The organism is Amycolatopsis sp. NPDC051106 (assembly GCF_040682775.1).
In the GTDB taxonomy this organism is placed as follows: domain Bacteria; phylum Actinomycetota; class Actinomycetes; order Mycobacteriales; family Pseudonocardiaceae; genus Amycolatopsis.
Genome location: NZ_JBFBBQ010000003.1, coordinates 1 through 21299, shown reverse-complemented (window position 1 = coordinate 21299; position 21299 = coordinate 1). Strand labels below are relative to the sequence as shown.

Here is a 21299-nt window from a genome sequence, read left to right as displayed (position 1 = left end):
AAACCCGGCTCAGCCCTTGATGCTGCCGGCGGTCAGCCCGGCGAGGATCTGCCGCTGGAAGGCCAGGAACAGCGCCACCATCGGCAGGCTGGCCAGCACCATCCCGGCGACGAGCACGTTGAGCGGCATGTCGATCGCCACCCGTTGCAGCATCACCGAGAGCGTCTGCTTTTCGGTGTCCGGGAACACCAGCAGCGGCCAGATGAAGTCCTTCCACGCGGTGACCACCGCGAGGATCGACACCACGGCCAGGATCGGCCGCGAGATCGGCAGGATGATCCGCCAGAGCGTGCGCACCGGCCCGGCGCCGTCGATGCGCGCCGCTTCGATCAGCTCGTCCGGGATCTGGTCGAAGAACCGCTTCAGCAGGTAGATGTTGAACGCGTTCGCCGCCGCCGGGAGCCAGACCGCGGTCGGCGAGTTGATCAGGTTGAGGTGCAGCAGCGGCAGGTCCGTCACCGTCACGTACGTCGGGACGAGCAGGGCCGTGGCCGGCAGCATGAGCGTGGCCAGCATCAGCCCGAGCACGACGTTGCCGAACTTCGGCCGCAGCTTCGACAGCGCGAACGCGGCCGGGACGTCGATGGCCAGCTGCGCCAGCCACGCGCCGCCGGCGACGATGAGCGTGTTGAGGAAGTACTTGCCCAGGCTCAGCTGGTCCCACGCGTCGGCGAAGGTCTCCGGGTGCCACTCGTGCGGGACGAGCGTCGCCGGCGTCTGCGCCAGCTCCTGCGGTGACTTCATCGCGCCGGTGACGACCCAGTACAGCGGGAACATGAACGCCAGCAGGAAGACCACGAGCGTGCACGCGAAGACGACGCCGTAGACGACCTTGCCGCGCGGGCTGCGCAACGCGCCGGGCGAGACGAGGGTTCTCATGACTGGTCCGCCTTCCGCGTCAGCCGGACGTACCACGCCGAGAACACGCCGAGCGCCACGAACAGCAGCAGGCTCATCGCGCTCGCCGAGCCGAAGTCGTTGTAGACGAAGGCGTAGCGGTACAGCAGCAGGAGCACGGTGACCGTCGAGTCGTCCGGGCCGCCGCCGGTCATCACGTACGGCTCGGTGAACACCTGCATCGTCGCGACGATCTGCAGCAGCAGGAGCACCAGCAGCACGAACCGCGTCTGCGGGAACGTCACGTGCCGCAGCCGCTTCCACAGCCCGGCGCCGTCGAGCTCCGCGGCTTCGTACAGCTCGCCGGGGATCGTGCCGAGCGCGGCCAGGTAGATGAGCGTGGTGCTGCCCATGTTGGCCCACGTCGAGACGAACACCAGCGACAGCATCGCCGTCGTGGAGGAGTCGAGCCACTGGCCGCCGGGCAGGCCGACCGCGCCGAGCGCGGAGTTGAAGAGGCCGGGACCCGGGTCGTAGAACCACTTCCACATCAGCGCCGTCACGACCGGCGGCAGCATCACCGGCAGGTAGACGGCGAGCCGGAAGAACGCCTTCGCGTGCCGGATCTCGTTGAGCAGCACGGCCGTGAGGAACGGGACGGCGAAGCCGAAGACCAGCGCCAGCCCGGTGAACAGCAGCGTGTTGCGCCAGGCGACGCCGAACAGCGGGTCCGCGAAGAGCCGGCTGAAGTTGTCGAACCCGACCCACGTCGGCGCGTTGACGAAGTCGACCTGCTGGAAGCTCAGCAGCACGCCGCGCACGATCGGGTACCAGGAGAAGAGCGCGAACACCACGAGCGCGGCGCAGAGCAGGCCGTACGCGGTGAGGTTCTCCTGGAGCTTGCGCCTGATCCGGGTCCGGCGGCGTTCCTCCGGGGAGGCGACCGGCCGCCTGGCCCGCGACGAAGACGTCGCGGGCCAGGCGAGGAGGCTACTTGACCTGGGCGAGGACACTGTTGACCTTCGCCGAAGCCGACGACAGCTGCTGGTCGATGTTCGCGTTCTGGTCCGTGAGCACCGCCTGCATGACGCTGTCGAGCGCGGCGTAGATCTGCTGCGCGTTCGGCGGCTCGATGCTGCCCTTGATCTTGCTGGTCGTGTCCACGTAGGACTGGTAGTTCTTCGCGGGGACGTTGGCGTACTTGGCCTTCAGCGCCAGCTGCTGCTCGCGGACCGAGCCCGTCCAGACGTCCGGGGTCGGCTCGGCGGGGAGGCCGACCGGCTGCTTGCCGTCGACGTACTGCTGGATGTGCTTTTCGAAGCGGTCCGGGTTGAGGTACTTCCACTGGATCCACTCGAGGCCGGCCTTGACCTTGTCCGGCGAGGCCTTCGGGTTGATCATGTAGCCTTCACCGCCGAGCAGCGTGCCCTGGCCGCCGGGCATGCCGGCGATGCCGTAGTCCTCGTACTTGCCGTTGAACTGCTTGACCAGCACCGGAACGTTGTCCGGGGCGGCCATGTACATGCCGAGCTGGCCGGCGCCCATCATGCGCTGCACGTCCGTGGCCTCGAGGAGCTGCTTGGCGCCCATCGAGTTGTCGGTCCAGCGCATGTCGTGCAGGTACTGCAGGGCCTGCTTGCCCTTGTCGTTGGCGAAGTCGGCGACCCACTTGTCGCCGTCCTTGCGGGCGATGTCGCCGCCCATCGAGTAGAGCCAGCCGGTCATGTGCCAGCCGCCCTGGTTGTTCTTGCTGTAGTCGGCGTACCCGACGACGCCGTTGCCCAGCGCGGAGATCTTCTTCGCGGCGTCGCGGACCTCGTCCCACGTCTGCGGCGGCTTGTCCGGGTCGAGCCCGGCCTTCTGGAACAGCGGGCGGCTGTAGACCAGGCCCATCGTGTAGTTCATCGTCGGCAGGCCGTAGAGCTTGCCGTTCGCGTCACGGAAGTTGTCGAGGAGTTCCGGCTTGATGTCGTTGATGTGCGGAACGCTCTTCGCGGCTTCCGTGATGTCGGCGGCTTGACGGCGCGCGATGATCTGCGCGGGGTCGGTGAAGTAGACGTAGTAGACGTCCTCGAGCTGCCCGCCGGCGAGCTTCGCGGAGAAGGTCTTCGGGTCCATGAAGCCTTCGTGCGGATCGATGTCGATGTTCGGGTGGGCAGCCTCGAACTCCTTGACGTCGGCGTCGAACACGCTGCGCTCGAACGGCTGGCTGGTCGGCGGCTGCCCGGTGACCGTGATCTTGACCTTGCCCCCCGCGGTCTCCGTGCCGGAGTCGCTGCCGCAGGCGGCCACCCCCAGGGCAAGGCCACCTGCGGCCAGCATGCAGAAGATCCGGCGGGGCACGGTTCGGGACCAGGGACTGCTCATCTCAAGCCTCTTCTCGGGTCGCGACGGCTGTCACGTGATTGCGGTCACTCTAAAGTGTGAGAGCAGATCGACGCAATAAGGCGACGAGAAGTTGCAAGTTACGAACAGGCCGCGAGCGCCCCAAGGTGGCCTTGGTTGCGTCTTACGCACCGAAGGCCGCCTTGGGTGCGTCTGACGCACCGAAGGCCACATTGGGGCGCCGGAGTCTGGTTGCGAAAAAAGGCGCGACGACCGGAGTCGTCGCGCCCTCGAGGGAGGCCGGTCAGGCGATGCGGCGGGCCGTCGAGCCCCGGACGACCAGCTCCGGTGCGAACAGCAGCTCCTCCGCCGCCACCTCGCCCCCGTTGATGCGCTTCACCAGCAGCTCCACCACCGCGCGCCCCATTGCCTCGATCGGCTGGCGGGTGGTCGTCAGGGGCGGGTCGGTGCAGTTCATCAGGGCCGAGTCGTCGTAGCCGACCACCGAGACGTCCTCCGGCACCGACAACCCCTGCCGGCGCGCCGCGCGGACCGCGCCCAGTGCCAGGAGGTCGCTCGCGCACAGCACCGCCGTCGCGCCGCGGGGGTACAGCCTGGCCGCCGCCGCGTGGCCGCCCTCGATCGAAAACATGCCGTGCTCGACCAGCTCGTCCAGCACCGGGAGCCCGAGCTTCGCCGCGTACGACTGGAACGCCGCGAGCTTGCGCCGGGACGGCACGTGGTCCGACGGCCCCAGGACCAGCCCGATCTTCTCGTGTCCGAGCGAGCTCAGGTGCCCGACGACCTGCTCGACGGCCACCGCATCGTCGCACGAGACCTGGGGGAGCCCGAGGTGGTCGACCGCCGCGTTGATGAGCACCGTCGGGAGCCGGCGCTCCACCAGGTGGTGGTAGTGCGTGTGCACCGCGTCCGCCTGGGCGAACAGCCCGCCGGCGAACACCACGCCCGACACCTGCTGCTGCAGGAGCAGTTCGACGTACTCCGCCTCGGACACCCCGCCCGCGGTCCGCGTGCACAGCACCGGCGTGAACCCCTGCTGCGCGAGGGCGTTGCCCATGATCTCGGCCAGCGCGGGGAAGATGGGGTTCTGCAGCTCCGGCAGCACCAGCCCGACCAGGCGGGCCCGCTCGCCGCGCAGCTGGGTGGGGCGTTCGTAGCCCATCACGTCCAGCGCGGTGAGCACGGCGGCCCGGGTGCTGGCGGACACCCCGGAGCGGCCGTTGAGCACCCGGCTGACCGTGGCTTCGCTGACCCCGACCTGGCGGGCGACTTCGGCAAGACGACGCGTCATGCGTGAAACTTTACAGCAACTGCGCGCAAAAGCATGACAAGCCCGTACCGGTCCCGGGGACCGGTACGGGCTTGCCGGACGACCGAGTTACGAAGCCGCCACTTCGAACTCGGACACCTGACCGGCGGGCCAGCCGGTGTTGCCGGTGAACGTCAGCCGCACGAAACGCTGGGACGTCGCCGTGAAGGACGCCGACGCCGTGTTGCCGGAAGCCGGGTCGAACGCGTACCCGCGGGAACCCACCAGTGTCGTGTACGAACCGCCGTCCGTGCTGCCGGAGATCGTCACCGTCTCGGTCCGCGCACCCCACGCCGACGACGGCGGCAGGCGCAGCGTCACCTTGTTGATCGCCGCCGCCGCGCCCAGGTCCACCGTCAGCGTCTGCGGGAACGCGTTGTTCGCGCTCTCCCAGTACGAGCCGGCATCCCCGTCCACCGCGTTCGACGGCGGGAAGCCCCCGACGGACGCCGACGCGCTGATCGCCTTGCCGCGCGCGAGGTTCGTGCCCGACTGCGGCGGCTGCGGTGGGCCCGAGTTCGGCGCGGGCCAGCTCGAGCAGTCACTCCACGTGCCGGTCCAGCCGCTGTTGCCCGACCCGCCGAACGTCATCCGCGGGATCGACGTCGGGTACGGACAGTTGTACGTCCCGGTCACACCGACGCCGGACGCGGTCAGGTTGCTGATCGACACCGACCCCTGCGTCTGCGACTGCGCCACGAACGTCCCGACGCCCTGCACCGAGACGCCGTCGATCGTGATGCCCTGGATCTGCTTGCCCTGCCCGTTGCCGTCGATGAACTGGATCGCCTCGTACGGGCTCTGGATCGCGGTGAACCCGGTGACCCGGATCGTGACGCCGGTGATCGCCTGGTCCCGCGCGTCGAACCACAGCGCGCCGACGCCGAACTGCCAGTTGGGGTCGAGCGCCCCGGCCCGCAGCGCGGTGTTGTTCGCCAGCGTGACCGTGCCCGCAAGCGGCACCGAGTTGAACCGGTTCGCCACCAGGTAGCCGCCGCCGAGAGCGTTGGTGTCCTGGACGAGGTTGCCGCTCACCGTGTTGTTCGACCCGCCGTACAGCGCGATGCCGTTGGCCAGGTTCGGCTGCACGATGGTGTTGTTGACCAGGCTGTTGCCCGAGTCGGCCTGACCGTTCGACCACAGGGCGAGCCCGTCGTCACCGTTGTTGCGCAGGTAGTTGTTGCGCAACGTCGAGTTCGTCACGGCGCCGTCGAAGTTCACGCCGTCGGCCTGCGTGTCCAGGATGCGGTTGTTCTCGATGGTGACGTTCGACGACGCGCCGTTCATCAGCCACAGCCCGCACTTCGTGTCCTGGATCCAGAGACCCGACACGACCGAACCGTTGCCCAGGACACCGTGGAAAGCATTGTCCGGGCTGCCGTCGTTGCGTTCGGTCACGTCGCCGAACACCGCGAAGTCGTACAGCTTGATGTTCCCGGACGCGCTGCCGTTGTTGAAGATGTTGTTGCCGTGCAGCACCGTGTACCACTGGCCGGCACCGCGAACGGTGGTCTGGTCGATCTGCAGCGCCGAGCCGATCTCGAACCGGCCCTGCGGAACCCACAGCTCCTTACCCTGCGAACGAGCCGCGGACAGGCCGGTGCGGAACGCCTGGGTGTCGTCGGAGGAGTCGTTGGCCGTGGCGCCGTAGTCCGTCACCGACAAAGCGGCCGACGGCTTCGAGCCCGCACCGCCGACCTGCTCGAAGTCGGCGAGGTCGATGGTCGCCTGGCCGACGTCACCGGCACCGGCCTGCACCCGGACCTTCGCGCCCGCCGCCAGGTTCTGCCCGAGCAGCAGACGCGCGTCGTCGAAGAAGTGGTGCGTCTTCGAGCCCGTGATGAAGCCGGTGTCCACATAGGTGTAACGCGAGGTGACGGGCAGCGCGAGCGTGGACCCGTTGACGGACACCGAAAGCCTGCCGGACGAACCGTCGGGCAGGTTGTAGTGGACGTTGATCGAGTTGGCCGCCGCGGGCAGGGTGAACTCGACGTACTGGCCGGTGGTGATCTTCACAGCCTGCCGCCCGGAGGCTTCCGAGGCGATGCTGCCCTGCGTGTAGTCGGGACCGACGGCCGAGCCGTTCGTCGCGGAGCACTCGGCTTCGACGGTCCGGAACGGCACGCTCGCGCCGCCGGACGCCGTCGTCGGGCAGGTCGCGGCCGCGGCGGGGGTGCTGCCGGAAAGCACCGTCAAGCCGGATGCGGCGAGCGCAACGGCCAACAAGGCCGGAATGCGGGACATCGTCATCACCTCTCAGGACGAATAGGCTTCGAGTTCGGACAGCTGCCCGGCGGGCCAGCCGGTGTTGCCGGTGAAGGTCAGCCGCAGGGTGCGCGCCGACGTCGCCGGGAACGTGATGGTCGCGGTGTTGCCGGACGCCGGGTTGAACGTGTAACCGGCGGCAGTGACATGGCCGTCGACCGCGATCGTCTGGGTCCGCGTGCCCCACGCCGAGGACGGCGGGAGCTTCAGCACCAGCCGCGAGACCGAGACCGTGCTGCCGAAGTCGACGGTCAACGTCTGCGGGAACGCGTTGTTCGCGCTCTCCCAGTACGAGTTGGCGTCCCCGTCGACCGCGTTCGAAGCCGGGAACCCACCCTGCGAACCGGAGGCCGTGACGCTCTTGTGCAGCGCCAGGTTCCCGGTCGGCTGGGTCGGCGTCGTCGTGGTGGTCGGTGGCGTGGTCGGAGTGGTGGTGCCGCCGTTGTCCGAGCCGTAGACCGGCGTCGGCCACGAGCCGCAGAACGTCGTCGACCAGCCCGAGTTGCCGCCCTGGTCGGCCAGGCCGGTCAGAGCGTCCGGGCCCATGCAGTTGTAGACGCCGGCCCGCCCGACCCCGGTCGCGACGACGTTCTTGACGGACCCCGAAGGCTTGGCCTGGATCTGCCACGCGAAGGTGCCCGCCCCGGTGATCCGGACGTTCGTGAAGTGGACGTCCGTGGTGGCGCTGTCGATGAACTGGATGGCCTCGTAGTTGTTGTCCTGCAGGTCGAGGTCGGTGACGTCGATCCGGCCGGTGATCGCCGAGTCGCGGCCGTCGAACCACAGCGCGCCGACGCCGAACTGCCAGTTCGAGTCGAGGACGCCGGTGCGGATCGCGGTGTTGCGCGCGACGGTCGTGGTGCCGGAGAGCGGCACCGCGCTGAACCGGTTGGCGATGTGGAGGCCGCCACCCTGGTCCTGGTTGTCGGCCACGACGTTGTCGGACACGGTGTTGTCGTGCCCGCCGTAGATCGCGATGTTGTTGGCGAGGATCGGCAGCAGCACGGTGTTGAAGGAGAACGTGTTGTGGTGGTCGGCGTCGTGCTCGGACCACATGGCCAGGCCGTCGTCACCGGTGTTGCGCAGGAAGTTGTTCGTCACCGTGGCGTTGCTGATGCCCTGGTGCAGGTTCAGCCCGTCGGCGGTCTGGTCGAGGATCCGGTTGCCGGCCACGGTGAGCCCGTCGAACGGCCCGTCGAGCCACAGCCCGACCTTCGTGTGCTGCAGCCACAGGTTCTGCACGACCGAGCCGCCGCCCAGCGCGCCGCCGATGGCGTTGGACTGGTCGCAGTCGACGCGGGCGTCGACCTGGCCGATGATCGCGAAGTCGTACAGCTTCACGGCGCTGCTGGTGCCCGGGACCGCGGCGTTGCCCGGGTACGTAGACGTCCCGCAGCTCGCCGGTTCGCCCTTGCCGAAGATGCCGGCGCGCGGCCCGGTGAGCACCGAGTACCACGGCCCGGCGCCGCGGATCGTCACCTGGTCGACGGTGATGTGGTGGCCGAGGGTGAAGGTCCCGGACGGGATCCAGACTTCCTTGCCTTGGCTGCGAGCCGCGGCCACGGCCGAGTCGAACGCCGAAGCGTCGTCGCTCGTGTCGCCGGCGGTGGCGCCGTAGTCGGTGACGGACACCGAGTTCGCCGGCCGGGTGGCCGCGGCGCCGACCTGCTCGAAGTCGGCCAGGTCGATCGTCGCCGGCGTGACGTCGCCGGCGTCGACCTGCAGCTTGATCTTGGTGCCGGCAGGGTACGACGTGCCGATCAGCGCGCGGGTCTCGTCGTAGAAGTGGTGCGCGTGGCCGTCACCCGGGTTGTTGGTGAACGGGTACGAGCCGTAGTACCAGGCCCACTTCGACGTCAGCGCGATGTCCCGGTTGTGAGCACCGCCGACGTACAGCGAGATCGTCCCGTTCGCCGCATCCGGGAGGCTGTAGCGGAAGTCGATCGAGTTCGCCGGGGCGGTGAGCGTGAATTCGACGTACTGGCCCTGGCCGGACAACGTCACGGCTTTGCGACCGGACGCCTCGCCGGCGAGCGTGCCCGCGGCGCGGTTCGGGCCGATGACCGAGCCGTTCGTCGCGGCGTTCTCCGCTTCCTGTTCGAGGAAGGGCACGGTCGCGCCGCGGCCGGCTGCGAGCGCCGATCCACCGGCGGGCACGGCGGCGATCGTCAGGCCGGCCGCGGCGGTCACGGCGGCGGCGAGAGCGGCGAACCTCTTGGCCCGGAAGCGATCCGGAGCCTTTGCGGGCGCGCTGAAGACAGAGCTGGGAGACATGGGCGGCACTGGCCTTTCCGCAGCAGGGTGGGGACCTCTGTGACCGGGATCATACGAATCCTGGACAAGAAATCGCAATAGTTGAACGAACTTACGCAACTTTGCGACAGGAAGTGACGGCTGCGCCGGATGCCCGACGTTCGCTTACGCCCGGCGGAGCAACGATCTCGCGGTCGGAGGCGCGCTGATAGTTTTCCGTCATGAGCCAGCGACGTGCGGACGGCAGCGCCGGGGACGCGGACTACGGCGCGATCGGCGGGGTCTACACCGACTACCGCAAGCCGGATCCCCGCATCGGCCAGTACCTCCTCGACGCGCTCGGGGACGCGCGGACCGTGCTCAACGTCGGCGCGGGCGCCGGTGCCTACGAACCCGAAGACCGTGAAGTGACCGCGGTCGAGCCGTCCGCGTCGATGCGCGCGCAGCGCCCGGCGGACCTGCCGCCCGCGATCGACGCCGTGGCCGAGAAGCTCCCGTTCCCGGACCGGGCGTTCGAGGGCGCGATGAGCACGTTCAGCGTCCACCAGTGGAACGACCTGTGGACCGGGCTGAAGGAGCTGCGCCGGGTCACCCGCGGCCCGGTCGCCATCCTGACCTGTGACCCGGCCCTGCTGCGGCGGTTCTGGCTGCTCGACTACGCGCCCGAGGTGATCGAGACCGAGGCGCGGCGCTACCCGTCGGTCGACGACATCGCCGACGGCCTCGGCGGCCCCACGTCGATCGTCCCCGTGCCCATCCCGATCGACTGCACGGACGGCTTCAACGAGGCCTACTACGCCCGCCCGGAACGCCTGCTCGACCCGGGCGCGCGGCTGTCGTGCTCGGCGTGGAGCTTCGTCGACGACCGCGTGCACCACCGCTTCGCCGGCGAGCTGCAGCACGACCTCGACGACGGCACGTGGGAACGCCGCTACGGGCGCCTGCGCGAGCAGCCGACGTTCGAAGGCTCGCTGGTCCTCGTCGTCTCGGACCCGACGGCGTGACGCCGCCGCCGTTCGACCCGGAGCTGGCGCCGGTCGTCGAAACCCTGCGCGCTCTCCGCCCGCCGCTGGCTTCGCTCGAGGACATCCCCGGCCGCCGCGAGCTGAACGCCGCCGAGCACCGGACCGTCGAGGAGCTGGCCGCCGCGTACCCGGCGTACCAGGTCACCGAGGAGTACGCGGGGGACGTTCCGCTGCTGGTGATGACTCCGGCGACGAGCGCGGGTGTCCTGTACTACGTGCACGGCGGCGGCACGATCGTCGGCAGCCACCTCGGCCAGGACGTGCCGAACCTGCTGGACTGGGCGGGCGGGACGGACCTGACGATCGTCTCGCCGGGCTACCGGCTGGCGCCCGAGCACCCGTACCCGGTGCCGGTCGAGGACTGCTACGCCGGTCTCTTGTGGACGGTCGAGCACCGCGCCGGCCCGGTGGTGCTCGGCGGTATCAGCGCGGGCGGCGGGCTCGCGGCGGCCACGGCCCTGCTCGCCCGCGACCGCGGCGGCCCGGAAGTCGCCGGCCAGCTGCTGATCTGCCCGATGCTCGACGACCGCAACGACACGCCGTCCGCCGTCGACCTCGACGGCCGCGGCCTGTGGGACCGCACGGCCAACAACGTCGGCTGGACGGCCTACCTCGGTGATCGCCGCGGCACGGACGACGTCCCGGCGTATGCCGCCGCGGCTCGCGCCACCGATCTTTCCGGGCTGCCGCCGGCCTTCCTGGACGTCGGCACGGCGGAGACGTTCCGCGACGAGGTCGTCGCCTACGCGAGCCGGATCTGGCAGGCGGGCGGCGAGGCCGAGCTGCACGTGTGGCCCGGGGGTTTCCACGGCTTCGACGCGCTGGCCCCGGAAGCGCAGGTCAGCCGGGCCGCGCGCGCTGCCCGGCTGACCTGGTTGCTCAAGCGCCTGCCAGGAGCTCCTGCAGCTCGTTGACGGCCGTCGCGAGCTCGTTGGCGAAGCGGTACATCTCCGCCGAGACGTGCTTCGGCGTGCTGAGGTAGATGTTCCAGCGGTCCGGCAGCAGCACGTACGCGATGCCGATGCACTGCGGGCTCGTCGAGCCGAACCCGAAGTACCGGATGTTGACCGACGGCGCCGAGCTGGTGCTCAGGTAGTCGTCGCGCATCTTCAGCCAGCCCGGCGAGCTGTACAGCGCCGGCACCGCAGCGTCGCCCCGGCGCTTCCCGATCAGCTGCAGCTCCCACAGGTGCTGCTCCGGTGCGTCCCCGGCCTGGCACTCCTTCGCCCGCGCGACGTGCTTGGCCGCGGCCGTCCGGAACGCTTCGCGCTTCTCGCCGTCGGAAGCGTCCGGATCGGTCAGGACGTCGGCGAAGCGCACGACCTCCGGCGTGACGACGCGCATGGCCTCGGTGCGGCCGTTCCGGAACTGCCGGGTGGCGATCGACTCGTACGTCGCGCCGGTCAGGCCCTTCGCGCGGCGGTGCGCCAGCTGGTACGCCATCTGCGCGAAGGCGTCCGGCGACATCTTCAGCTCCTTCGCGCGGTCGGCGCCGAAGCCGAACGACACGGTCTGCGTCGCCGTCGCGTCCGCGTACGCCTTGAAGGCCGCTTCGGCAGCACGGGCGTCTTCGCGCAGGGCGTCGGTCAGCGCGAACTCGACCACCTCGTAGCCGGGGACACCCTCGGCGCTTTCCCGGGGCGCCCGCGAACCGCTCAGCAGCGCGTCGGTGAAGCCGAGGATCGTGGTGCCGTCGAGTTCGCAGTGCTCGACGTTGATGCCCGCGGTGCCGTCCTCGAACACGATCAGCGACACGGCCTTGTCGTACCACCGATTCGCGCCGTACAGCAGCCGGTCACTCGCTTCCTGGTCGCCGGACGGCGTGAAGTCGTCCAGGCACAGGCAGAACAGCGCCGTCTCGATGGTCTCCAGCGCGGCGGCGTTCCCGGCCTCGAGCAACGCGGCCCGCGAAGCCGCCCACTCCGCGCGCGCCTTCGTCGTGAAGTGCCCGGCGGAAACCTCGGTGACGCAGTCGTCCTTGAGGATCGCGCGCAGCCCGTCCGCGAGCTGCGCCGGCGAGTACGGGCGGCCGTCCTCGGCGAGGACGTCCAGCCGGAACGGCGTGCCCTGCCGGAACACGACGATGTGCCGCTCGGGCGACGGGAACCGCGTGCGCGCGGTGTCCAGCAGCTCGCCCGGGATGCGGGTCGCCGAGAACAGGTACTTGTGCTGCACCATCGACTGCGGCGCGCCGCGCAGCAGCACCGGCGGCACCAGTTCCTCGTCGAGCTTCAACTTGTAGTCCACGGCGGCCGCGGTCAGCTCGGCCGCGCGCTCCACCTGACCCAGCGGGGAATCCTGGAACAGGAAGAAGAAGTTGGCGTTGAGCGCGATCCGGTCGCGGCGGCCGAGGTAGCGGTACGGCCAGAAGGTGTCCAGCCAGCTGTGCACCCCCGGCGACCGGTCGTACTCCTCCAGCGCGGCCTGCCACCCGTGGGCGGGGCTGCCGGGCGCGAGGAAGTCCTCGACCGCCGCTTCGGTCTCCGCCAGCTCGTCCGGCGTCAGCAGCGGGCCGCACCACTCCAGGAAGCGGCGACCGCTGTCGGCGAGGGTGGGCACGGGGACGCGGGGAAGCCGGTCCTCGTTGCCGAACGTGCGGGGGGACCATTCCGGACTGCTCACTCTGTCATCCTCGTTCGTCGGGTGCTGCGTCTTCGGAAGCTACCGCGTTGAGCGTGGACGCGAGCCCGGCGGCCGCGCCCTTCTTCGGCCGGGAAACGTACAACTGCGCGTACAGCCACCCGTCGGCTTCCAGGCCGTCGGGGTCCACACCGGCGCCGGCCAGCGTGTCGAGGATCTGCGCCTGCTCTTCGGCGGAGGCGAACCGCCGCTGCCGGTACACGCCGTCGATGGCCGCGGTCTCGTACCCCAGCCCGGCCAGGCTCTCGGCGACCGGGTCGTAGGAGAACATCCGCAGCACGAAGTGCGCCATCCACGGCCGGGAACCGCGGGCGATCCGCGCGATCGTCTTCTCGGTGACGTACCCGACGCATCCGGTCGAGACGACGAGGTCCACCTGGTCCAGCAGCGCCTGCTGCTTCGGGTCCGGGTCGTAGCGCTCGAAATCGGCGTAGATCGCCTCGTCGAGGAACCCCGCGGACCGCGCGTACTCCAGCGCCGCCCCCGCTGCGTCGAGCCCGAAGAACCGGGGGCCGTCGGGATCGGCGTGGGTGTGGACGAGCTGCCGGTCGCGCTCGAGCAGCGCGGCACGATCGAGGTTTTCGACGCCGGGCGCGGTGTACTGCTCGTACAGGTCGTCGATGCTCGCCTCGCACCGCAGCAACGCGCTGTTGACGCCGTAGGAGCACCCGACGTCCAGCACGGTCGGCCGCGCGATTCCGCGTTCGGCCTGGTATTCCTCGATCAATTTCGTGAAGTACGGCTTCGCCAGTTGCGGAATCTGGTAATCCACGCGCTGCAACGTTCCGAAGAACGGACGGGGGTCGGGCGCGGTGTAGATGTGGTCGAACGAGATCTTGCCGGTCGAGTCGAAAGGCACGGGCCAGGCTCCTAGATCTAGTCGAGCAGGGCGTCGCCCCGCACGGCGCGATCGGCCAGATGCTCGGGCAGGACCCGGCCGAAGAGCTGCCTGGTCCGCTCCGGGCTGCCGATGACGCCGGGGCGCTCGCTGTAGGCGAAGATCGCGGAGTGCCGGGCGATCTTCCCCTCCACCCTAGTGACCCGATGCAAGGCGAAGCGGCCTTTGAACACCTGAAGATCGCCCGGACGCAGGCTCAGGCGCTGGACCGAACGGGTGTTTTCCCCGGAAAGCACGGCCCGCACGTCGGCGAAGTTCTCGGCTTCGGCGGAGCGGATGTTCGGGCAGTATTCGAACGTCCCGCCGTCGCGCGCCGCCTGCGTCAGCATGCTGACGGTGTGGGAGTTCGTGTCGAAGTGCCACGGGTGCGCGCGGCCGGGCGCGATCACGTTGAGCGTCAGCCCGGAGAGCGGATCGGCGAGCTCGTGCAGCTGCGGCAGCCCGAAGCAGTCGGCGATGAACCGCTGGAACACCGGGCTGGTGTAGAGCCGGCCGATGAGCGACGACGCCGGGATGTGGTCGCGGGCGACGAAGGCGTTGCCGCGCTCCATGATCGTCCGGCCGGGGTGGTTTTCGGGCAGGGCCGCGTCGATCGCGGTGTTGTAGGCGTTGACCTTTTCGATCTTCGTGTACGCGTGCGGCTCGAGCGCGGCGCACTCGGCGCGCAGGACTTCCTGCAGCTCGGGCCGGACGAAGTCGGCGAGGACGCTGCAGCCGACGGCGGCCAGGTCCGCGCGGGTGCGGTCGACGGTCGCCCGCCAGGCGGCGCTTCCGGGATCGGTGAGCGGGTAGCGGTCGGTGTCGACCATTTCCAACGCGGCCACGGAGGTGCTCATCGCAGTCCCTTCCGGCGGGTGAAGCTCCGGTGCTTGCCCTGGTCGTGAAGGGAAAGAGGTAGCACAGATCCGGGAGGGTCAACCGTCGGTTTGTGAGCGGTGACACAAGGTCATCAATTGCCGATTTCGGTCGCCCACGAGCTGACGGTGACGGTGTCCGTGGTGCCGAGGTCGGTGTCCAGCGGCTGCGTCTGCGCGGGCTCGCCCGGGACGGGGACCACCGAGATCGCGGCGCCGGAGTGCTGGTCGCCGGACGTCACGGTGGCCGACCAGGCGAGCACGGCCACGACTTTCCCGCCCGGCTTGAGCGTGACGTTCTGCGGCCCGAGGTCCCGCGCGAAGTACGACGTCCCGTGCTCGACCTTCACCTCGAGCGGCGAACCGTCTCCGGCGAGGATCTTCAGGTCCGGGTAGCCGGTGACCTTCCGCGGCGCGCTGTCCCGGTTGGTCAGCGTCAGCACGCTCGCGCGGTGCCCGAGGCCGGCTTCGACCTGACCGACCGAAAGCGACAGTCCGGTCGACGGCGGCGGCGCGTACGCCGGGCTCGGCGTCGTCGTGGGCGCGGGCACGGGTGGGGGAGGCGGCGGCGTGCTGCACCCCGCGAGAAGCGCGACGAAAAGAAGTGGTGCGAAGCGAGAAACCCCCATGGACCGGAAGAGTAGCGGGCACCCCGGAGCCGGGCGCCCGCTACGACTGTGTCAACCGGGGCTCCGCCCGGGGCCGGGGGAACCCCGAACGGTTTTCTACGGCGTGAGCAGGGGCAGCAGGGGCTTGCGCACGGCCGTCGCGACGCCGTCCGAAGCCTCGGCGGCGGCGATGCGCTCGGCCGACGGCCGGCCGTAGCCCGTCGTGCGCTGCACCAGCGGGCGGCCCAGCGGCTCGACCATCTCGCGCATGTCGCTGATCGTCTTGTACGACCCGTTCGACGCGCCGGCCATCCGGCTGATCGTCTCCTCCATCAGCGTGCCGCCGATGTCGTTGACGCCGCCCTGCAGCACCGCGCGGCTGCCCTCGGTGCCGAGCTTCACCCAGGAGCTCTGGATGTTGTCGATCATCCCGTGCAGCAGCAGCCGGGCCAGCGCGTGCACCGCCCGGTTCTCGTTCTGCGTCGCGCCCGGGCGGGCGAGCCCGGCGAGGTAGATCGGCGAGCTCTGGTGGATGAACGGCAGCAGCACGAACTCGCTGAACCCGCGTCGCCCGTGCTTCTCCAGGCCTTCGCGCTGCAGCCGCGCGAGCAGCTTGAGGTGCGCGACCCAGTGCGCGGGCGTGTCGACGTGGCCGTACATCATCGTGGACGTCGTCGGGAGCCCGATCTCGTGCGCGGTGGTGACGACCTTGATCCACTCCGACGTCGGCAGCTTGCCCTTGGTGAGCACCCAGCGGACGTCGTCGTCGAGGATCTCGGCGGCCGTGCCCGGCAGCGAGTCGACGCCGGCTTCCTTGGCCTTGATCAGCCAGTCCTTCAGCGACAGGTTGGTCCGCGAAGCGCCGTTCACGACCTCCATCGGGCTGTAGGAGTGCAGGTGGATCTCCGGCTGCCGGCGCTTGACCTCGGCCGCGAGGTCGAAGTACGCGGTGCCCGGCAGGTCCGGGTGGATGCCGCCCTGCATGCAGATCTCGGTCGCGCCCGCGGCCCACGCCTCGTCGACGCGGTCGCCGACCTGCTCCAGCGAAAGCGTGTACGCGTCGGCATCGGTGCGACGCTGCGCGAAGGCGCAGAAGCGGCAACCCGTGTAGCAGACGTTGGTGAAGTTGATGTTCCGCGTGACGACGAAGGTGACGTCGTCGCCGACGGTCTCCCGGCGCAGGTCGTCGGCGAGCTTCGTGAACGCGTCGAGTTCCTTGCCCTCGGCCGACAGCAGCGCCAGCGCGGCGTCGTCGGACAGCCCGGCGGGGTCCTTTTCCGCGCTGCGCAAGGCTTCCAGCACGGTGGAATCGAACTTCTGCGGCCCGGTCTTGATCCGGTCGCCGATCTCCTTCCAGTCCCCGTAGACCGAGTCGAAGTCACTGCGGCGGTCTTCCGTCCGGCCGGTGGTGTCGATCTCGGTGTGCAGGTCGGTGCGGCCGGACTGCTGCCAGCCGCCGTCCGGCTCCTGCCACGGGATGCCGACGGGCATCGCGCCCTCGCGGGCCATCCCGGTCTCGTAGTCGACGAGCGCGGCGACGTGCCGCGTGATCCGCGGGTCCAGCCACGGCTCGCCGGCCTTGACGTACTCCGGGTAGATGGTGAGCCGTTCCTTGAGCTCGAAGCCCGCCTTCTCGGTGCGGCGCGCGAGCTCGTCGATCTGCGGCCACGCGCGTTCCGGGTTGACGTGGTCCGGGGTCAGCGGCGAGACGCCGCCCCAGTCGTCGATGCCGGCGCGGATCATCAGGTCGTACTGGTTGCCGATCAGGTTCGGCGGCGCCTGGATGCGCATCTTCGGACCGAGCACCAGCCGCGCCACGGCGATGTTCGCCGCGAGCTCTTCGAGGTCGGCGTCCGGCGTCGCGCGCATCTTCGTGTCCGGCTTGGCCCGGAAGTTCTGCACGATGACTTCCTGGATGCCGCCGTAGGTCTTGGCGACCTCGCGGATCTCGAACAGCGCGTCCGCGCGCTCCTCGTGCGTCTCGCCGATGCCGATCAGGACGCCGGTGGTGAACGGGACGCTGCTGCGGCCGGCGTCTTCGAGCACCCGGAGCCTTACCGCGGGGTCCTTGTCGGGTGACCCGTAGTGCGGGCCGCCCTTCTCGCTCCACAGCCGGGTCGCGGTGGTCTCCAGCATCATGCCCATCGACGGCGCGACCGGCTTGAGCCGCTGGAAGTCCTGCCAGGTCAGCACGCCCGGGTTGAGGTGGGGCAGCAGGCCGGTCTCCTCGAGCACCCGGATCGCCATCGCCCGGACGTAGGACAGCGTGTCGTCGTAGCCGTGCGCGTCCAGCCAGTCGCGGGCGGCCTTCCAGCGGTCCTCGGGCCGGTCGCCGAGGGTGAAGAGGGCTTCCTTGCAGCCCATCTCCGCGCCCTTGCGGGCGATGTCGAGGACCTCGTCGGGGGAGAGGAACGGCGATTCGAGCCGGCCCGGCACCGTGACGAACGTGCAGTAGCCGCAGCGGTCGCGGCACAGGCGGGTCAGGGGGATGAACACCTTGCGGCTGTAGGTGATGATGCCCGCGCGTCCGGCCTCGGCCAGGCCCGCGTCGCGGATGCGGGAGGCGTACTCGGAAAGCTTCCCTAGGTCTTCGCCGCGGGCGTGCAGCAGGACGCTCGCCTCGGCTACGTCGAGTGTCTTCCCGTCACGCGCCCGGGCGAGCGCACGGCGCATCGCGGAGGCGGTCGGGGTGGTGGCGTCGGGTTCGGGTCCCATTCCCCCAACGCTAGGACCGTCCTCGCGGGACCAGCCAGTGTGTGTTCCGCACCCGGCTCACCCGATCGGTGCGCGTGATCGTCGTCGCAGGTCAGCGCGGTGGCACGGTTGTCGATCAGCTTCCCGGCGTGTATTACCTAAAGGGTGGCATCGGTGGTCGGGAAGAAGATCGGCGGACGGACGTACTACTACCTGGCGGAGTCCGGCCGGGTCGACGGCAAGCCGCGGGTGGTGACCCAACGTTACCTCGGGACGGCCGAGGAGATCGCCCGCGCCGTCCCGGGCGGCGAACCCGCGTCGGCGTCGTACCGGACGTACGGCGACGTCGCGGCGGTGTGGGCGACCCTTTCGCGGCTCGACTTCGTCCGGCGCGTCGACGACATCGCGGGCCCTCAGCGCGCGAAGCCGTCACTGGGCCTGACGCTGGCGATCGCCGTGCTGCACCGGGCGACCGCGCCTGCGACGCCGATCGGCGAGTGGTGGGCCTCGGGGGCGGCCGCCGATCTCGTGCGACCTCGGGTGTCCACAGTGGAAGGACTCTGGCGGGCGCTGGAACGCCTCACCCCGGACCGCATCACGCGCATCGAAGACGCCGTCGCGTCCGCCGTGCTGGACACGCTCGACGACCACGCGGCGCTCGCCGTCGACGTCCCCCAGTTCGCCGCGTTCGCCCCGGCCGACTGCACGCTGCCCTCGGCCTGCCGGGGCGTGCTCGCCGGCGCGGGCCTGCGGGTGACCCGCGACGGCGCGATCCCCCTGGCGTCGCGGGTGTACCGGCGCGACGACGGGACCGCGCCGACGTTCGCCGCGCTGACCGCGGAGCTGGGCCCCGCGACGCTCGTCTTCCACTCCGGTCAGGCGGCCCAGCTCGACCTCGGTTCACGCAGCGGGTTCGTCGGCTCGCTGCCGCTGACCGACCAGCCCGAGCTGCTGACCCAGCCCGCGTCGGCCCGCAAGCGCGTCGACCCCGAGCGGTTCGCCGGGCTCACCGCCCTGGACACGCACGCGGTCGTCGACGGCGTCCGGCGGCGGGTGATCCTCACGCATTCGGCGACACTGCACGCGGCGCAGTCCCGCGCGTTCGCCGACGAGCTGGCCACCGCGACCCGTGAGCTCGACGGCCTGGCCGAGGCACTGGCGGCGGGCACTCACCGCGGCGACCGCGCCCAGGTCCACGCCGAGCTCGGCCGGGTCACGCGCGGCCGGCGCATCGAACGCGTCCTCACCGCGGTGCTGAGCGGGAACCGGCCCGGCGAGATCCGGCTCGAACGGCGGATCGACTCGGCCGCGCTGGCCCGCCTCGACGACGAGTTCTTCGGCAAGCAGGTGCTGGTCACCGACCGGGACTGGCCGATCGGGGACGTCGTCACGGCCTACCGGGCGCGCACGCACCTGGAGTCGACGTTCCGCTGGCTCACCGGCCCGGCCGTCACCGGGCCGACCCCGCGCTGGGAGTGGACGCGGCAGCGGATCGCCGCGCACGGGCTCGTCTCGGTGCTCGCGGCGACCGTGACCCACCTGATGCGGCGGGAGGCCGACCGGGCCGGGATGAACCTGTCCGTGCGGGAACTGCTCGACCAGCTGGCCGGCATCGGCGAGCTGGTGCTGCGCTACCCGTCCACCGGCGGGCGGCCGCGGGCGAAGCGGCTGCCCACCGAGCGGGACCCGGGTCAGCAGGCGTTGTTCTCGCTGTTCGAGTCTCAGCTTCCGCGGTAGATCTGCAGCGCCGAGAAGCTCTGCACCACCGGCATCAGCTCGATGACGTTGATGTTCACGTGCGCCGGCTGGTTCGCGGCCCAGAAGACCGACTCGGCGACGTCGTCCGCGGTCAGCGGCGTGGTGCCTTCGTAGACCTTGTCCGCCTTGTCCTGGTCGCCGGCGAAGCGGACCTTGGAGAAGTCCGTGCCGCCGACCATGCCGGGCTCGACGTTCGTCACCCGGACGCCCGTTCCGTGCAGGTCGCTGCGCAGGTTGAGGCTGAACTGGTGGACGAACGCCTTGGTCGCGCCGTAGACGTTGCCGCCGGGGTAGGGGTAGGTGCCGGCGATCGAGCCGATGTTGATGACGTGGCCGCGGCCGCGCTCCACCATGCCGGGCAGCAGCGCGCGGGTGACGTGCGCGAGGCCGCGGACGTTCGTCGCGATCATCTCGTCCCAGTCGGCCAGTTCTGCCCGGTGGGCGGGCTCGAGGCCCTTGGCCAGGCCGGCGTTGTTGACGAGGACGTCCACCTCGCGCCAGTCCGCGGGGAGGCTGTCGATCTTCGTCTTGACCGCTTCGGGGTCGCTGACGTCGAGCTTGAGCGTGAGGACGGCGTCGCCCAGCTCCCCGGCGAGCTTCTCGAGCTTGTCCTCGCTGCGGGCGACGGCGATCACCCGGGCGCCCTCGGCGACGAACCGGCGGGCGATGGCGTCACCGAAGCCGGCGCTGGCGCCGGTCACGAACACGGTCTGGTGGGTCATGGCTTGGCTCCGCTTGTGGTCAGGAAGGTGCTGAGCGCTTCGTTGAACTCGGTCTCGCGCTCCAGGTTAGGCAGGTGGCCCGCGCCGTCGATGACCACCAGGGTCGAGGCGGGGATCTCCCGGTGGATGAGCCGGGCGTCCTCCACCGGGGTGAACTCGTCCTCACTGCCGACGACCACCAGAGTGGGGACGTCGATGTCCTTGAGCGTCGGCGTGTGGTCAGGGCGCTCGGCGCGTCCCCTGAGCGCGGCCGCGGCTCCTTCCCGGGGAGCGTCGCGCATCATCTTCATGACGTGCGCTTCGACGTCCGGCCTGCTCGCGCGGGTGCTCTTCGAGATCATCTTGGGGAGGACCTCCTCGGCGTAGCGGTGCATGCCCTCCTCGGTGATCCGCGCGGCGGTGTCGATGCGGGCCTGCTTCGCCTCCGGGGTGTCGAGGCCGGGGAAGGTGTCGGCCAGGAGGAGGGCTTCCGCCCGGCCCGGGTGGTCCCGCACCAGCTGCATGACGATTTGGCCGCCCATGGAGAGGCCGCCGAGGACGAACCTTTGGAGGTCGAGGTGGTCGGCCAGGTCGATCAGGTCGTTCGCGAAGACGTCGAGGGTGGTCTTGGTGTCCGTGCACGTCGATTCGCCGCTCTTCGATTCGCCGTAACCGCGGAGGTCGGGGACCACGACGCGGTGGCCACGCTCGGCCAGGTACTCGGCCTGGGGACGCCACATCGAGCGGTCGAAGGGGTGGCCGTGGACGAGGAGGACCGGCCGGCCGTGCTCCGGGCCGAGGTCGTCGTACGCGAGGGTCATGCGGCCGACGCTAGGCGGAGCTTTGGCGCGGTGCAATACGGCGCAATGTACTCGGAGCAATGTTCCTTCGCGGCTTTTTCTTTGGCGCTCCGGGGTCCGCAGGTGCACACTGGGCTTCAGGCGGGCTTCGTCATGGGGTCTGACCTGCGCTGATCTTGTTAAGGGACCCCCCCTGTTTTCGAGGGTTTCCGGGCATGTAAAGTTCTCCAAGTCGCCAGGGAAACCGGGCGGCCGCCGGGACACGAACCAAGCTCTCGCTCGAAGCGATTGAGTGGGTGTCCCACCAAAAA

16 protein-coding genes are annotated in these 21299 nt (G+C 70.0%); 3 read left to right on the top strand and 13 right to left on the bottom strand.

Annotated features, from left to right (window positions below; all coding sequences use genetic code 11):
- Positions 1-9: 9 nt before the first annotated feature.
- From AB0M83_RS03360 to AB0M83_RS03335, 6 genes are all read right to left on the bottom strand, one after another.
- A complete protein-coding gene (locus AB0M83_RS03360; RefSeq protein WP_364511775.1) occupies positions 10-879 on the bottom strand; it encodes a carbohydrate ABC transporter permease in 870 nt (289 codons plus the stop codon).
- Positions 876-1850, bottom strand: coding sequence for a sugar ABC transporter permease (locus tag AB0M83_RS03355; protein ID WP_364511772.1), 975 nt, complete (start codon positions 1848-1850; stop codon positions 876-878). The genes AB0M83_RS03360 and AB0M83_RS03355 overlap by 4 nt, the downstream gene beginning before the upstream one ends.
- Positions 1828-3204 carry an extracellular solute-binding protein gene (locus tag AB0M83_RS03350; RefSeq protein ID WP_364511769.1) on the bottom strand — a complete coding sequence of 459 codons (1377 nt, stop codon included), beginning with the start codon at positions 3202-3204 and terminating at the stop codon, positions 1828-1830. The genes AB0M83_RS03355 and AB0M83_RS03350 overlap by 23 nt, the downstream gene beginning before the upstream one ends.
- 262 nt (positions 3205-3466) lie before the next feature.
- On the bottom strand, positions 3467-4474 hold the full coding sequence (locus tag AB0M83_RS03345; RefSeq protein WP_364511766.1) for a LacI family DNA-binding transcriptional regulator: 1008 nt from the start codon (positions 4472-4474) through the stop codon (positions 3467-3469).
- A gap of 87 nt (positions 4475-4561) precedes the next feature.
- The gene (locus AB0M83_RS03340; RefSeq protein WP_364511763.1) at positions 4562-6742 is read right to left on the bottom strand and encodes a discoidin domain-containing protein; all 2181 of its coding nucleotides are present in this window, start codon (positions 6740-6742) and stop codon (positions 4562-4564) included.
- A gap of 6 nt (positions 6743-6748) precedes the next feature.
- Positions 6749-9031: a discoidin domain-containing protein gene (locus AB0M83_RS03335; protein ID WP_364511760.1), complete on the bottom strand. Its 2283-nt coding sequence runs from the start codon at positions 9029-9031 to the stop codon at positions 6749-6751.
- A 200-nt stretch (positions 9032-9231) separates the two neighbouring features.
- On the opposite strand from AB0M83_RS03335, the gene AB0M83_RS03330 reads away from it, so the two are divergent.
- Together AB0M83_RS03330 and AB0M83_RS03325 are read left to right on the top strand one after the other, a co-directional pair.
- On the top strand, positions 9232-10014 hold the full coding sequence (locus AB0M83_RS03330; RefSeq protein ID WP_364511757.1) for a methyltransferase domain-containing protein: 783 nt from the start codon (positions 9232-9234) through the stop codon (positions 10012-10014).
- Positions 10011-10949 carry an alpha/beta hydrolase fold domain-containing protein gene (locus AB0M83_RS03325; RefSeq protein WP_364511755.1) on the top strand — a complete coding sequence of 313 codons (939 nt, stop codon included), beginning with the start codon at positions 10011-10013 and terminating at the stop codon, positions 10947-10949. Before AB0M83_RS03330 ends, AB0M83_RS03325 begins: the two co-directional genes overlap by 4 nt.
- On the opposite strand, the gene AB0M83_RS03320 is transcribed toward AB0M83_RS03325, so the two are convergent.
- The 5 genes from AB0M83_RS03320 to AB0M83_RS03300 form a co-directional block, all read right to left on the bottom strand.
- Complete coding sequence (locus tag AB0M83_RS03320) at positions 10915-12657, bottom strand: choline/carnitine O-acyltransferase (RefSeq protein WP_364511753.1); 1743 nt, start codon at positions 12655-12657, stop codon at positions 10915-10917. The genes AB0M83_RS03325 and AB0M83_RS03320 overlap by 35 nt on opposite strands.
- A gap of 4 nt (positions 12658-12661) precedes the next feature.
- On the bottom strand, positions 12662-13534 hold the full coding sequence (locus AB0M83_RS03315; protein ID WP_364511751.1) for a class I SAM-dependent methyltransferase: 873 nt from the start codon (positions 13532-13534) through the stop codon (positions 12662-12664).
- A 17-nt stretch (positions 13535-13551) separates the two neighbouring features.
- Positions 13552-14409: an arpA protein gene (locus AB0M83_RS03310; protein ID WP_364511748.1), complete on the bottom strand. Its 858-nt coding sequence runs from the start codon at positions 14407-14409 to the stop codon at positions 13552-13554.
- 113 nt (positions 14410-14522) lie between these two features.
- Positions 14523-15056 (bottom strand): DUF4232 domain-containing protein, encoded by a 534-nt coding sequence (locus AB0M83_RS03305; RefSeq protein WP_364511746.1) that lies wholly within the window; start codon positions 15054-15056, stop codon positions 14523-14525.
- A 96-nt stretch (positions 15057-15152) separates the two neighbouring features.
- Positions 15153-17750, bottom strand: coding sequence for a bifunctional FO biosynthesis protein CofGH (locus AB0M83_RS03300; RefSeq protein WP_364511743.1), 2598 nt, complete (start codon positions 17748-17750; stop codon positions 15153-15155).
- Positions 17751-17903: 153 nt separating this feature from the next.
- Between AB0M83_RS03300 and AB0M83_RS03295 the strand changes: the two genes are divergently transcribed.
- A complete protein-coding gene (locus AB0M83_RS03295) occupies positions 17904-19466 on the top strand; it encodes a transposase (RefSeq protein WP_364511741.1) in 1563 nt (520 codons plus the stop codon).
- Here the strand turns inward: AB0M83_RS03295 and AB0M83_RS03290 are convergent.
- Together AB0M83_RS03290 and AB0M83_RS03285 are read right to left on the bottom strand one after the other, a co-directional pair.
- The gene (locus tag AB0M83_RS03290; RefSeq protein ID WP_364511739.1) at positions 19451-20209 is read right to left on the bottom strand and encodes an SDR family oxidoreductase; all 759 of its coding nucleotides are present in this window, start codon (positions 20207-20209) and stop codon (positions 19451-19453) included. The two genes, AB0M83_RS03295 and AB0M83_RS03290, sit on opposite strands and share 16 nt — an antisense overlap.
- Complete coding sequence (locus AB0M83_RS03285; RefSeq protein WP_364511736.1) at positions 20206-21009, bottom strand: alpha/beta fold hydrolase; 804 nt, start codon at positions 21007-21009, stop codon at positions 20206-20208. The genes AB0M83_RS03290 and AB0M83_RS03285 overlap by 4 nt, the downstream gene beginning before the upstream one ends.
- Between the last annotated feature and the right edge of the window lie 290 nt (positions 21010-21299).